At 61.0% G+C, this 13,109-nt stretch carries 12 protein-coding genes and 1 tRNA gene; 4 read left to right on the forward strand and 9 right to left on the reverse strand.

Annotated features, from left to right (window positions below):
- Positions 1 to 9: 9 nt before the first annotated feature.
- The 3 genes from C8N32_RS01385 to C8N32_RS01395 are packed head-to-tail and all read right to left on the reverse strand — an operon-like array spanning position 10 to position 2,914.
- Positions 10 to 1,110, reverse strand: a complete 1,101-nt coding sequence (locus tag C8N32_RS01385) for a DNA polymerase III subunit delta' (RefSeq protein ID WP_107890674.1) — start codon at positions 1,108 to 1,110, stop codon at positions 10 to 12.
- Positions 1,107 to 1,739 (reverse strand): dTMP kinase, encoded by a 633-nt coding sequence (gene tmk, locus C8N32_RS01390; RefSeq protein ID WP_280523223.1) that lies wholly within the window; start codon positions 1,737 to 1,739, stop codon positions 1,107 to 1,109. The genes C8N32_RS01385 and tmk overlap by 4 nt, the downstream gene beginning before the upstream one ends.
- On the reverse strand, positions 1,736 to 2,914 hold the full coding sequence (locus C8N32_RS01395) for a D-alanyl-D-alanine carboxypeptidase family protein (RefSeq protein ID WP_107890675.1): 1,179 nt from the start codon (positions 2,912 to 2,914) through the stop codon (positions 1,736 to 1,738). The genes tmk and C8N32_RS01395 overlap by 4 nt, the downstream gene beginning before the upstream one ends.
- A gap of 161 nt (positions 2,915 to 3,075) precedes the next feature.
- On the opposite strand from C8N32_RS01395, the gene C8N32_RS01400 reads away from it, so the two are divergent.
- The 4 genes from C8N32_RS01400 to C8N32_RS01415 all read left to right on the forward strand — a co-directional run bounded on the left by C8N32_RS01400 (position 3,076) and on the right by C8N32_RS01415 (position 6,885).
- Positions 3,076 to 3,165, forward strand: a tRNA-Ser gene (locus C8N32_RS01400).
- 408 nt (positions 3,166 to 3,573) lie between these two features.
- Positions 3,574 to 4,929, forward strand: a complete 1,356-nt coding sequence (locus C8N32_RS01405; protein WP_107890676.1) for an ATP-binding protein — start codon at positions 3,574 to 3,576, stop codon at positions 4,927 to 4,929.
- The gene (locus tag C8N32_RS01410; protein WP_107890677.1) at positions 4,926 to 5,894 is read left to right on the forward strand and encodes an O-methyltransferase; all 969 of its coding nucleotides are present in this window, start codon (positions 4,926 to 4,928) and stop codon (positions 5,892 to 5,894) included. Before C8N32_RS01405 ends, C8N32_RS01410 begins: the two co-directional genes overlap by 4 nt.
- A 148-nt stretch (positions 5,895 to 6,042) precedes the next feature.
- Positions 6,043 to 6,885, forward strand: coding sequence for a hypothetical protein (locus tag C8N32_RS01415; protein WP_242509480.1), 843 nt, complete (start codon positions 6,043 to 6,045; stop codon positions 6,883 to 6,885).
- Here the strand turns inward: C8N32_RS01415 and C8N32_RS01420 are convergent.
- The 6 genes from C8N32_RS01420 to C8N32_RS01445 form a co-directional block, all read right to left on the reverse strand.
- On the reverse strand, positions 6,835 to 8,148 hold the full coding sequence (locus tag C8N32_RS01420) for a DNA cytosine methyltransferase (protein ID WP_170106704.1): 1,314 nt from the start codon (positions 8,146 to 8,148) through the stop codon (positions 6,835 to 6,837). The two genes, C8N32_RS01415 and C8N32_RS01420, sit on opposite strands and share 51 nt — an antisense overlap.
- Before the next feature lie 61 nt (positions 8,149 to 8,209).
- Positions 8,210 to 8,617, reverse strand: coding sequence for a very short patch repair endonuclease (locus C8N32_RS01425; RefSeq protein WP_107890678.1), 408 nt, complete (start codon positions 8,615 to 8,617; stop codon positions 8,210 to 8,212).
- A complete protein-coding gene (locus C8N32_RS01430; protein ID WP_242509481.1) occupies positions 8,617 to 10,590 on the reverse strand; it encodes a J domain-containing protein in 1,974 nt (657 codons plus the stop codon). The genes C8N32_RS01425 and C8N32_RS01430 overlap by 1 nt, the downstream gene beginning before the upstream one ends.
- 216 nt (positions 10,591 to 10,806) lie before the next feature.
- On the reverse strand, positions 10,807 to 11,190 hold the full coding sequence (locus tag C8N32_RS01435; protein WP_107890680.1) for a hypothetical protein: 384 nt from the start codon (positions 11,188 to 11,190) through the stop codon (positions 10,807 to 10,809).
- Positions 11,187 to 12,509 (reverse strand): recombinase family protein, encoded by a 1,323-nt coding sequence (locus tag C8N32_RS01440; protein WP_107890681.1) that lies wholly within the window; start codon positions 12,507 to 12,509, stop codon positions 11,187 to 11,189. The genes C8N32_RS01435 and C8N32_RS01440 overlap by 4 nt, the downstream gene beginning before the upstream one ends.
- Complete coding sequence (locus C8N32_RS01445; RefSeq protein WP_107890682.1) at positions 12,506 to 12,961, reverse strand: DUF2924 domain-containing protein; 456 nt, start codon at positions 12,959 to 12,961, stop codon at positions 12,506 to 12,508. The genes C8N32_RS01440 and C8N32_RS01445 overlap by 4 nt, the downstream gene beginning before the upstream one ends.
- Positions 12,962 to 13,109: the final 148 nt, after the last annotated feature.

Raw genomic sequence — 13,109 nt, forward strand, 5'->3', positions numbered from 1 at the left:
ATGCTCGCCTCAGGCGACACACTTGGCCGCCGTTTCGTCCATTCTGAGCACGGTATCAAGGATGAGCGCCGCAGGGTCAAGGTTCACGGCCCGCCCCTGCCGTGCCCGTATGCCCAGCGTCTGCGCGGATTCGGCCCAGTGGCGCGCAATATCCGGGTTGGGGCAAAGGCGGGTGAGCAGCGCGGCCTCCCCCGGTGTGGCCTCCGGTGTGGGAGGGCCGGCAATGCCGGTGCGCGCGGTGCGGGCCAGGAACAGATCTACCAGCCCGAGGAACAGATCGAACCGGGCCTGTGCCTCACGTGCGGCGAGGGTTTGCGCCAGTTTGATCGCGCGGGCACGGTCCAGTTTCGGAATTCCCCCCATCAAGGCGACGATCTCGGCGTAAAGCTCCAGACCGCCGAGATTTGCCAGCCGGATCGCCTCCCCCACGGACCCGCCCGACAAGGCTGCAAGGGCGGCGGCGTCTTTGCCGGGCGCCGTGCCCGCCTGTTCCAGCGCCAGCGCCATGGCGTCGGGGGGCAGCGCAGGCAGGCGCAATTCCCGACAGCGGGAGCGGATGGTCGGCAGCAACCGTGCGGGCTGGTGGCTGATCAAAAGCAAGGTGGCCTTGGCCGGGGGCTCCTCCAGCAGCTTCAGCAATGCGTTGGCGGCGTTTGGGTTCATCTCGTCGACGCAGTCCACAAGAACCACGCGCGGCCCGCCATCGGTGGCCGCAAGGGCGAAGAATTCTTTCAGTTTGCGCACCTCGTCCACGGTGATGACAGCCTTGAGACGCTGCGGGCGGGCCTTCTCATCCCAGGTCCGGCGCAAAAGGAACAGGCCGGGCTCCGACAGGGCGGCCACGCGGCGCGCCACGGGGTGGTCCGGGGGCAGGGCGAGTGTCTGCGGAATACCTTCGGGTTGTGCCAGAAGAAACCGTGCGATTCGCCATGCCAGCGTTGCCTTGCCCACGCCGCGCGGGCCGGTCAGCAGCCAGGCATGATGTATCCGGCCGGTGGTGAAGGCGTCGAGAAAGGCGGCTTCCGCCGTGTCCTGGCCAAACAGGCGTGCGGTTTCGCGCGGATGGGGGGCCCCTTCGATACGGTCCGGTTCTTCGATCCGGTCGGTCATGGCAGTGCCCGGCGGACAAGGCGAAAAATGTCGGCCGCGATGATGTCGGGGGCGCGGTTCGCATCGATCACACGGCAGCGATGGGGCAGGGTCTGCGCAAGTTCCAGGAACCCGGTGCGCATCCTTTCCTGCATCCCGAGTCCGAAATCCTCGAAACGTTCCTCCCCGTTGTTGCGGGCCCGTGCGCGGGCCAGCCCCTTGTCCGGCGGCATGTCGAGCACGAAGGTCAGGTCGGGGTCCCGCCCGATCATAAGGTCGTGCAAGGCATCGACCTTGCCGCGAAGATCCCCCCGCGTGATGCCCTGATAGACGCGGGTGGAATCGGCGAAGCGGTCACATACCACAATCCGGCCGGCTTCAAGCGCGGGTTGGATGGTTTTTTCCATGTGGTCGCGCCGGGCAGCGGTGAAAAGCAAGATCTCCGTTTCCGCGGACCATCGGTCGGGGGGGCCTTCCAGCAGCAGGCGCCGGATTTCCTCCGCGCCCGTGCTGCCGCCGGGCTCGCGGGTCAGGAGAACCTCGCGCCCCATCTCGCGCAGGGCCCGAGCCAGTGCCATGGATTGCGTGGATTTGCCGGTGCCGTCGATGCCTTCGAGCGTGACGAACAGCCCCCGTTCCGCCCCCCTCACAGGCCTTGCACCGCCATGGCGGCCCGCCCAAGAAGAGCTTCGGCCGCTGTGCGCAGATGCGGGATGACCCCCCCCCGCGGCACGTCTTTCGCGGCGATCAGCGGTACGGATTTTTCCGCGATTCCCGGAAGGTCGAAGACCAGCGCGCCCAATTCATCGCCTGCCTTGATCGGGGCGCGCAGCGGGGTCTGAAAGACGGCCTCGGCGGCGATTTCCCCGCGCAGCAGGGCAGGAACGAGAATTTCCACATCCTCCGCCACGGTCAGGCCGACCCGGCGGGATGCACCCATCCAGACCTTGGCCTCGGCAAGCTGTGTCCCTTTCAGGGCAACGGTTTTCCGCGCAAACTGACGGAAGGCCCAGTTGACGATACGTTCGGCTTCCTCCGCGCGCTCGGTCGGGCTGCTGAGGCCGGTCAGCACGAAAACGATCCGCCGGTTGCCCTGTATGGCGGAGCCGACCAGCCCGTAGCCGGCCTCCTGAGTATGGCCGGTTTTCAGGCCATCCGCGCCGATGTCAAGGGACAGAAGCGGGTTGCGGTTAAAGCGATTCTGAGGCGCGCGCCCGTCGTAGCCGAATTCTTTCAGGGCAAAATAGTCATAATATTCCGGGAACTCGGTTATCAGCCTGCTGGCCAGAGTCGCGAGATCCTTCATGCTCATGCGGTGGTTCGGATCCGGCCAGCCCGAGGCATTGGCGAAGGTGGAGTTCGTCATCCCCAGGGCCGCGGCGCGTTCATTCATCAACCGGGAGAAGGCATCTTCGGTCCCGGCCAGCCCTTCGGCCACGGCAACGCAGGCGTCATTGCCCGATTGCACGATAATACCCTTGATGAGGTCCTCCACCGTGGGGCGATCGGCTTCGGTGAGAAACATGGTCGAACCGCCCATTGCTTTTGCGCGCGACGACACCGAGAACCGGGTATCGAGCCGCACGCGTCCGTCGCGAAGGGCTTCGAACAACATGTTGAGGGTCATCAGTTTCGACATCGATGCCGGTGGCAAAGGTGTGTCTGCGTTCTTGACCAGGAGAGTGCTGTCAGTTGTCAGGTCCAGCACGTAGGCGGCACCGGCACGGGTTTCGAAAGCCGCGCGGGCGGGCGGGGCCGCAATGAGGCAGGCCATCAGCCCGGCCAGCAGGAAGGAGAAAAATCGGGAAGGGGCTATGAAGGTCATGGTTTTCCTTTTGCGGTGTGCGTGCCGCTCTGCTCGCCTGATTTTCGGGGATGATACCCTCACGATCAGGGCAAGAAAAGCAGGCCGGTTCCGATCGGCCCAAAATCGGCCGGAGGGCGCTTTCCGAATCGCGCCCGCTATCGTAACTCTTCCCGCTATCCGGAGGAGTGGCAGAGTGGTCGATTGCACCGGTCTTGAAAACCGGCGTGCGTGAAAGCGTACCGTGGGTTCGAATCCCACCTCCTCCGCCACTTGCCCTCGCGAAAGCTTTCTCTCGATCCGGCTGCGGCCGGGTTTTTCCGTTGTTTTCTAGGGTTATGCGGGTGAGGCTGAGCACTGGCGTCCTCAGCACAGCAGCCGGACACATTCTCTTGAGCCCGATATTCTCCGGACCTCTCGACTGCGCGCATTCGGTGTAGAGCCCGTAACCAGTTGAAAGCATAGGGACAGTTCCTCCCAACACCTGAACACTTCGATGCCAGAGGCGTTCGACGGGAAGGAACCGGGGGCGAACTACTGGTCGGGACTTGCAGATCGCAAGGGTCTCCTCGCTCAATGGATATTGCTAAGGCCTCAGGAAGCAAGCGGAGCCCACGCTCCTTGACGCAGGAATAGAACAGCATCACGGTGAAAACCGAAGTGAAGCGATCAACCAGAACATGAGCCGTATTCCTATGCCGAACGAAGAACTGCACATTGATGCGATGCCGACAAAGGCATTCTTTGTCGACATGCTGGTTCGGGATATCCCCTTGGAGCGTGCCGTACTTGACTTGGTCGACAATTGTATTGATGGCGCGAAACGCATGCGCCCCGGAGAAGAGCCCGATTTTCACGGGCTTAACGTTTCGGTCCACTTGGACGGGGACGGGTTTGAGATTGCAGACAATTGTGGCGGCTTCGATGTGGAAACCGCTCGGAATTATGCCTTCCGGTTCGGCAGGCCCGAAAAAGCAGCGTCCACCGACTATTCGATAGGCCAATTCGGCGTTGGAATGAAGCGCGCCCTGTTCAAATTCGGACGCTATTTCGAAGTGCATTCCACCACCACCAAACAAAGATGGTCGATGCATGTCGATGTAGACACCTGGGAACGGGACGAGGGAAACTGGTATTTTGACTTCGCGAATGTTGAAGAGGGTCAATTTGCAGACGCCGAAGTAGGGACAAGAATCATAGTTAAGCGCCTGCGGCCGGAGGTCTCGCGTCAGTTTGCATCTGAGCACTTCAAGCGCCAGCTCTCCGAGATGATCCGCTCACACCAGCGGCAGTTTCTGGCTTTTGGCCTGGCAATAGATTTCGGCGGTTTGCACTTGACTAACACGGACCTTCGCATTCGGTCAGGCGGTCAGTTTAATCCAGCAATCGAGGAGTTTGCCGTCGATGATGACACCGATGCACCCGTAAACGTCCGTATCGTCGCAGGTATCTCGGAGTCCTCTCCTACAGCCGCTGGCTGGTATGTAATCTGCAATGGCCGGGTGATCCTTTCAGCGGATAGATCCGAGTCAACCGGATGGAACTCCGTTGCCGAACAGAAGGACGGAATACCCAAATACCACAACCAATACGCCCGATTTCGTGGTGCTGTTTTCTTCAGTTGCCGCGATTCAAAAAAGCTCCCATGGAACACGACCAAAACCGGTCTCGATGCGTCCACTACGGTTTGGCAACTGACCTTCCCCAAGATGCTGGATCACACTCGAACGGTCATCAATTTCTTGAACGCTCTTGACAACAGCATTGAGGAATATGGCGCGAAAGCGTCGCCCTTGTTGGTCGCGCTCAACAAGGAGACGTTAGCGAAGGAAGTCGAGAAGTTTCGGGGCCCGGCGACGTTCTCTTGGAACCGAACTCCCCAAGTGCCTGGGCCCAAGACGATCAAAATACAGTACTCGAGAGAGGAGACAAAGATTCAGAGCCTTATGACCGCGTTGGGCGTCACTTCGGCGAAAGCGGTTGGAGAAAAGACTTTCGATATCATTTTCGAAGAGCAGGGTGGTGAAGATCAATGACCGCCAGCTATAGGATTATTGACTATTCGCTACGGCCAGCGAAATTCGCCGAGAGAAAAATGCTCAGCGAAATATTCTCAAGATTAAAAGTCTTCGCTTCACTTGAAAGCTATCGCTACATCGGTTTTGGCTCAATTTGGTTTTCGGATTGCATTCTATTCCACAAAGCCCTTGGCGTCGAAGATGTCATTTCCATCGAAAAAGAGCAGGCACATAAGGCCCGATTTGAATTCAACAAGCCGTATAAAGGCATTCGACTCATGATGGGGTCTGCGGCAGATGTCTTGCCAGGACTGGATTGGGCGCATCGTTCCATAGTGTGGCTCGACTACGATGACCCGCTCAACCCAGGGATTCTGGACGACGTCAGAACAGTTGCGACGCGTGCAACCAGCGGGACGGTTCTGGCCGTCTCTGTGCAGGCTGAAGGCCTTGTGGACAAGCGACCTCATTTGGAGGAACCGCTGGAGATTACATCCGCTCAGGGATTTCGCGATTGTTTCGGCGATGCTCGCACACCACAAGACCTTGAACCAGCGGGTCTGCGCGGATGGTCGCTTTCCAAAACATCTCGACGGATAATTCGCGACGAGATCGACGCAGGGCTTCATTCCGTTAACGCAGGGCGCAATCCCGGGCAAGTCCTGCGCTTTAATCAAATCAGCGCTTTCGAATACGCCGATGGTGCAAAGATGACGACTATTGTCGGGGTGTTTGTCGACCATGGCCAAAACGGTCATTTCGAGGCTGCTGGCTTTCGTACCCTACCTTTCTTTCGCGATGGTGACGAAGCCTTGCGGGTTAAGGTTCCGATGCTCACGCCCCGAGAAATGCGCCACCTGGACCGCAGCCTTCCCTGTCACGATTCTGGGCAACTGGACTTGGGCCCAATCCCAGAGGCGGACGGAAAACACTACGCGAAGCTCTACCGATACCTGCCGAATTTTGCCTCGTTCGAGCAGTAGCGGTTGGACAAGCAGCTCGGATCGAAGACTTCAGTGGAAGATCTAGCAGGGAATCGAAGTGCTTCGCAGTTTTCTTCTACGGATTGGGATTGATTGGATGCTTACGCTTGGGCGATAAGTGCTTGAGTTCCAAGTGGGAAGAGGTCGATTGGCACGCTCGCAGAAAACAAAGGTCGTGGAGCACCTGTTTGGCAAGTACTGGAACGCTTCGACGGGCGCTCTGGACAAGAGCCTTATGAGCTTGGACGACGTCGCGCAGGCCATTCGCGAGTGCAACGATCTTTACGGCTCGACGCTCAGCGACCGAAATCCTGCGAATTTCATGAAAGATCTGCTGCGCGGCGCAAATGCCTCCAGCAACTGGCCGACCTCGGTCGCGGCCAAACGCTTCGCCGCGGTCCAGCGGACCGGCGACGGAGAGTGCTTCGAGTTCATACCCTACCGACCAGGACAGACCGAGCCGTTCCCCGATGCGTTCGGAGTTCGCGAAGATGCGCCGCGGTATCCAGTCCAGTCGATTAGTATTCCGCTCGTTACCAAGTCGCTGGGGCGTTCCGACGAAACCTGGTTGGTTCAAACTGCGATCAACCTGCGTGTTGTGGAGACCCATTTCGCGGTGGCAGCCGCGTTTCCATTGCTCGAACTTGCCCATCTTCAAATGGGGATCAAGCTGCGCTCGACTGAAATCGACGCCCTCTTTCTTGGCAAGACCGGCGATCCGCAACGCCCGGAATCCGTTCTGGTCACCTGCGAAGCGAAGCAGGCCAAGGACCCGCTTATTCAGAGTCAGATTATCAACCAAGTCCGTGCCGCCTTCGCGGAAGCGGAGGTGGACACGGTCGTTCCCATCGGTTTGCGGACGATCAAAGGCGTCGGGTTCTACCTGACCGAGTTCACTGCCGTGAAGCGGTCGGAAGTGTCGGCGCTGGAGGAATTGACCCTAGCCAGCGACGCCATCTACGAGTTGCGCCCCCCTGTGAAGGGCATATGAAGCCTCGATCTCTTCCTGTTTCCGCTTTCGCGCACCGCTCTTCTTGTCGCGGCGTCCGATAGGGTTCTGGATATCGAAATACGCAGCGGCCTCGGTGTTCCCCATACTCAGGAGCTTTTCGTCGCCGAGATCCACAGCCTCGGTCGGTCGCGTGGGGCGGACCCCCAGCGCAGCGATAACGACGCTGGCTACCGCACGCGCCAGCGGGGGTGGCACTGAGTTTCCGATCTGGCGAGCACCATGCCATTTGGTAACGTTGAAGCGAAACCAGTCTGGAAAGCCGTGGAGGCGCGCCATTTCGCGCACAGTTACGCACCGGTCGAACGCGTAGTGAATCGGTCTCGGGCTAGTGAACGCGCCACGAGCAGAATCCGTCCCCGCTCTCAGCGTATTCGAAACGCCGTCGGCCGGCAGCTTGAACAAACGCGAGATCGGTTCCACGCGACCCTGTTCCGTTTCGCGAAAGCGCCGACGGGAAATCTCGGTGTGTTCAGTACGAGCGCTGGAGGTCAGTTTCTTCGGATCCCAATTCCGAGGGTGACCATACGCCCATGCGTCGTTGCCAAGGCCCCGCAGCGGCTCGGCGTAGGTGCTGGGCTTTCCGAAGGCCGCTGTCTTGATGGAGTCGGAATTTCGAAGGCGCTCGAACTCCTCTGCGTTTGGAAGATCGGCAAGAGCGTCCTGACAGGTCGGGCGTTCTGCGATTGCCTTGGGGTAGTCCGGAAGAGAGCGGCCCTTCTTTGCTCCCATCAAGATCAAGCGCTGACGATCCTGCGGCACGCCATAGTCAGCCGCGTTCAGAACCCGCCAGTCGCGTTGAACAGAGTAGCCGATTTCTTCGAATTCCTCGATCAGTTCGAAAAGAAACTTACGGTGCTTGCCTACAGTTAGCCCCTTCACGTTCTCGAAAACGAAGTAGTTCGAATCCAGTTCGCGAACCAAACGTACGAAATCCTTCACCAGCGCGTTTCGCGGGTCGTCGAGAGCGCGCTGCCCGATCAATGAGAACCCCTGACATGGAGCTCCGCCGAACACGACATCGACCGTCCGATCGCCAATCCCGGCCTCGGCGCGGATATCCTCGCCGGAGACGTCCGTCACCGATCGAGGGATGACCGCGCAGTCCGGGAAATTGAACTTGTGGACCGCAGCATGAACGGGATCGATCTCGACAGCTGCAACGACATCGAAACCGGCCTGCTCGAAGCCAAGGCTCATACCGCCCGCGCCTGCGAACAAATCGATTCCAATAGGTCTTGCCATGCCGCCGCCTCCAACGTTTTCGCCCAACATATCGGTGTGCCGCTCGCTTGACCAGCGAAACCTAGCTTCTCAGGAAGGCTTCCACACGGCCGACGGCTCCTTCGAGGTCCCTCAGTTCGCACTGCCAGACAACGAGCGGCTCCCATCCAGCTTCCCGCAACTCAGTTAAGGCTCTCTTATCACGTTCTCTGTTTGTTTCAATCTTCGGCTTCCAGTACTCCGGCCTAGACTTCGGCAGTTGGCCCCACTTGCAGCCATGGCCATGCCAGAAGCAGCCATGCACGAACACGACCTTCTTCCGCGACGGGAACACGATGTCGGGGCTGCCCGGAAGATCGCGACGATGGAGCCTGAAGCGATATCCGAGCCGGTGAAGGGCGCGGCGCAGGGCGAGTTCAGGCTTTGTGTCCTTCTGGCGGACCATCGACATTATGTACGAGCGGCGGTCCGCAGTTACGTGGTCAGCCATCACGATGGACGCATGGGAATTGCCTGGAACGGATCGCCGGGTCTCTTCGGAACCGCGCGGATCCCACGGAAGCTCCCCCGTTGCGTCCGCGTTTCCACGACGACGTCGCCATTGTCGACATACGCCCGCCGGATGGGCGCCTTGGTCAGGGCGATCCCCAGCGGCCGGCCATCTTCCGTGAAGACGCGAACGCCCTTGCCTTCGACCAGGAGGACCATGCCTCCGCTGACGAGCAGATCGCATTTTGGCGAACAATCATGCAACGCGATCAGGCGGTCGCCGTCGAGCACATAGAGACGCGTCGTGGTCATCACATAGAGGAAGGATTCGGTCTCAACGATGCGGACAGGCACGGAGCCCACGTCGTAGATCGTGGTCGGCGAGCCGCTGCGGTCCACCCGCACCACCCGCCCGGCATAGGTGCCGAGCAGAGCGGTTTCTCCCGTCCCGGAGAAGGCTGCGGCATAGATCCAGTCAGCCTCGGCCGCGGGGCCAAAGCTGATCACGATTTCAAAACCGGCTTCACCTCCTCCACTTCCGTCCAGCTGCTCAGGATCGAGGCCGGTTAGCCGCTCAGATGCGACATTCACGGCCTTCATCCTCTCTTCGTTTCCGGGACTCACGTCAGGGTGCAGTTCACGCACGAGCTGCCGGTACCGCTTCCGGATCTCGTCGGGCGTGACCGGCATCTGAAGACCCATGACCTGTAGGGCTTGATCGATTTCCGCCGCGGTCCCGAAGCTGGAGCCGCCCACCCTGATGCGGGTCGGCTCTTTCGCCGGCATCCTGAGCCCCCATAGGCGCTCTCCTTCCCGGTTAAAGCACCACGCTTCGTCGACGTGAGTGAAGAGGTAGCGGTTTCGATCCGGTGTCAGTGCTATACAGCGCAGGGCGCGATGTGCCTCGCTTTCTGCTAAGCCGAGGCGTTCGCGGTTGGCGGCGACTTCTGGGGCGGCCTCTAGATCTGTCTCGAAATCGATGGCGAGGTCGCCACGATAGACGGTCATCACACCGCTCTTCGAGCGCAGCGCGAAGCCCTCGCCCTCTGGATGAACGGAGATGTGGTAGGCATCGCGGTGTAGGGGCACCGGTGTCCCAGGTCGTCCGCTCGCGTCGCTGAACATCACCGCTCCAGGAGCGCCCAGGCTGGCTTCTGACTTCGCAAGATCGTCGAACGACAGTGCGCCGCCACGCGTGCTGTAGTGCTTGCGAAAGGCCGGATCCGGTCGATCCGATTTTTCAATTGTCTTGACGACAATTTCGCTCCAGCCCCCCTGAGGGTCTGCAAAAGCTTCCTCGGTGGCAGGCAGCTCGACGGGTCGCTCCCACGCATTCGGCGAAGGCGGAAGCGGCACGATGTTCACACGCTTTGGGTCGAGTTCGTGCGGACGCCCGGCGCTTCGGTCGCGTCGGTGCGATCCCGGCCTTGCTGGTTCATTGTAGATCGTCGCGGCAGAGGCCTTGGGCATCTCGGCATCGGCGAGGTAGAGCTCATAGGTCTTTCCGCTCTTCGCGCGACGGACTTCTCCCGACTTCTCGAGGTAGGAGATGAGCCGACTGGCGCGGCGCCCGTCATCGACGCCCAGCACGGTTTTGATCCGGCTTTGCAGGATGCCCGGACTTGCGCGGATCGCTTCCCGGAGCCGGTCGAAAAGGTCGAGGTCGACGAAGTGTTCCTCCGCCTCGGTTCGGTAAGCTTGCAGATGGTCGAAACTCTGCACCAGGTCCCGCAACTCGCAGAGTCCGTCCCGATCTCCGACGATGGCCATCGTCGTTCCGCCGTGCGACAGGGCCGGAATCCGAATGTCGAGCCGCTTCCCGTCGCCTTGAGGATCTTTCAGCCAGTCGCGCAGCAGCGGTAGACTTGCGCGCGCGGCTGCGGCCGCGGTCACATAGTCCTTTGCGGAAACCGAGGAGGTGAAACGTTCGAGCTGCGCGAAATAGAGCTGCCCGGGCAGAGAAGGGTCCGCCATCCGGAGGATCTCAGGCTGCGGCTCGGCAGCGGCCCTACTGCAAGGCTCATCTCGCGCAGTATCCAGTGCCTTGGACTCGCGGGCAGAAGATCCGCCAAATAACCATCTGAAAATGCCCGACATGATACGCCCCAATATCCCCAATTTGTCTCAGGGTCATCTGAAACCCAAGCTGACGCAATCCCCGTATCGAGGGGAATTTCATTTGGCGGGCACTCAGGAAAGCAGCGCCATCTGTGATCGCCACTCCAACGGAAATGGCTCCATGAACCACTTCAACGTGACGTCCGAGCTCTGTTTCCCTTCGAGGATAGCTTCGACGATGTCGGGCGCAAGCAGCGTAAGGCGCAAGACACGGGCCATGTAGGTGAAGGCAATCGCCTCGCGCTCGGCCAATTCCGCGATGGTGGCGTATTCGCCCGACTCGAGCATCCGCTTCCATCGGAACGCACGGGCCAGCGCCTTGACCAGCGTGTTGTCAGTCCGCTGCGAGTGCGTGGCGCATTCGGGCATCTGCATCTCTTTCTTCCCGCCGCGTTTCACGATGCGGAACGGGACATGGAGCGTCACAGTCTCCGAGATCGGCGTGCTGCGGGTCATGCGGCCTCGATGCCGGCGGCCAGCATCTCGCGGGCCAGGCTGCCGAGCCCATCGACGCGGAGCCGGACGCTCAGCCCGTCCGTGCCTATCTCCACCCGTTCAACCAGCAGCGCCACGATGCGCGCCTGTTCGGCGGGGAATAGTTCATCCCAAAGTGGGTCGAGCTGCTGCAGGGCCGCGCGGGCGTCAGATTCGGTGATGTCTTCGTCGTGTGCTCGCGCCGCCTTCCACGTCCCAGCCACGATCTCGGGTTGGCGGAACACGGCGCGGAGTTGGCCGATGGCTGCGGCCTCGATATCGCCTGCGGGTACGCGACCGATGGGACACGCCCCCGCGCCGTGCTTGAGTACCGTCTGGCTGACGTAGTAGCGGTAGAGTTTGCCGCCCTTGCGGGTGTGTGTCGGCGAGAACGCGGCTCCATCGGGACCGAACAGCAGCCCCTTCAGCAGCGCGGGCGTCTCGGCACGGGTCCGAGCCGCCCGTTTGCGCGGACTCTCTTGCAAGATCAAATGGACCCGTTCCCATGTCTCACCGTCGATGATCGCATCGTGCTCGCCGGGGTAGCTGTCGCCCCTGTGGACCGCCTCGCCGATGTACGTACGGTTTGAGAGCATCCGGTAGAGATACTTCTTGTCGATCCGGTTGCCGCGTGGCGTGCGGATGCCGCATGTGCCGACCTCCCGCGCCAGTTCCGTGCAGGATCCGATCTCGATGAATCTGGCGAAGATCCAGCGCACATGCGCGGCGGTGTCCTCGTCGACGAGCAGCTTCCGGTTTTCCACCCGATAGCCGAAAGGCGGTACCCCGCCCATCCACATCCCCTTCTTGCGGCTGGCGGCGACCTTGTCGCGGATGCGCTCGGCCGTCACCTCGCGCTCGAACTGCGCGAAGGAGAGCAGGATGTTCAGCGTCAGTCGGCCCATGGAAGTCGTCGTGTTGAAGGACTGCGTGACCGAGACGAAGGTCACGCCGTTCCGGTCAAACACCTCGACCAGCTTGGCGAAATCCGCCAGCGACCGGCTGAGGCGGTCGATCTTGTAGACCACCACCACATCGACCAGCCCGTCCTCGATGTCGGCCATCAGTCGCTTCAGGCCGGGGCGTTCCAGCGTGCCGCCCGATATGCCGCCGTCGTCATACTGATCGCGGACCAGCACCCAGCCCTCGGAACGCTGGCTGGCGATGTACGCCTCGCAGGCTTCGCGTTGGGCATGAAGGCTGTTGAATTCCTGCTCCAGCCCTTCCTCGGAGGATTTACGGGTGTAGACGGCGCACCGCAGCTTGCGGACGACCTTCGATTTTTCGGGCGGCTTCGTCATGTCCGCCCCCTGTGGTTCTTGAGGCCGAAAAAGACCCAGCCGTTCCAGCGCGTGCCGGTGATCGCGCGGGCGATGGCGGACAGCGACTTGTAGGAGCGTCCCTGCCATTCGAAGCCATCGGCGGTGACCGTGACGACATACTCGACGCCCTGCCATTCACGCAGGAGGCGCGTGCCGGTGATGGGGCGGTCGCGGTCGAGGCGCAGTCCGCGCTTCTTCTTGTCGCCACCGTCAAGTTCCTCACCCAGCCGCTCCAAACGCCGGATGGTCTCCGGCTTCAGCCCGCCATAGGCGAGTTCCTGGATGCGGTAGGCCAGGCGGGATTCGAGGTAGCGTCGGTTGAACGGCGGCGGCTCGCTGTCGAACAACTCGCGCCACTGCTTCTTCAGGTCAGGCGTCGGGGTGGTCTTCAACGCGGCAAGGCGCGCGGGGATGGGGTCGTGAGTCGTCATGTTTTCTCCGTTGAGTTCGGGGTTGCATGACGGCACTGGTCGGCCTGATAGTGTAGGCGAATTTCTCCAGTATCGTCAGAAGGTTCGCCCCGATTTCGCCGCATCAGGCGGACCAGGCCGAGGGCGAGCAGGCCACACAGCTCAGTGC

The sequence above is a fragment of the Rhodovulum imhoffii genome (assembly GCF_003046545.1).
Classification (GTDB): domain Bacteria; phylum Pseudomonadota; class Alphaproteobacteria; order Rhodobacterales; family Rhodobacteraceae; genus Rhodovulum; species Rhodovulum imhoffii.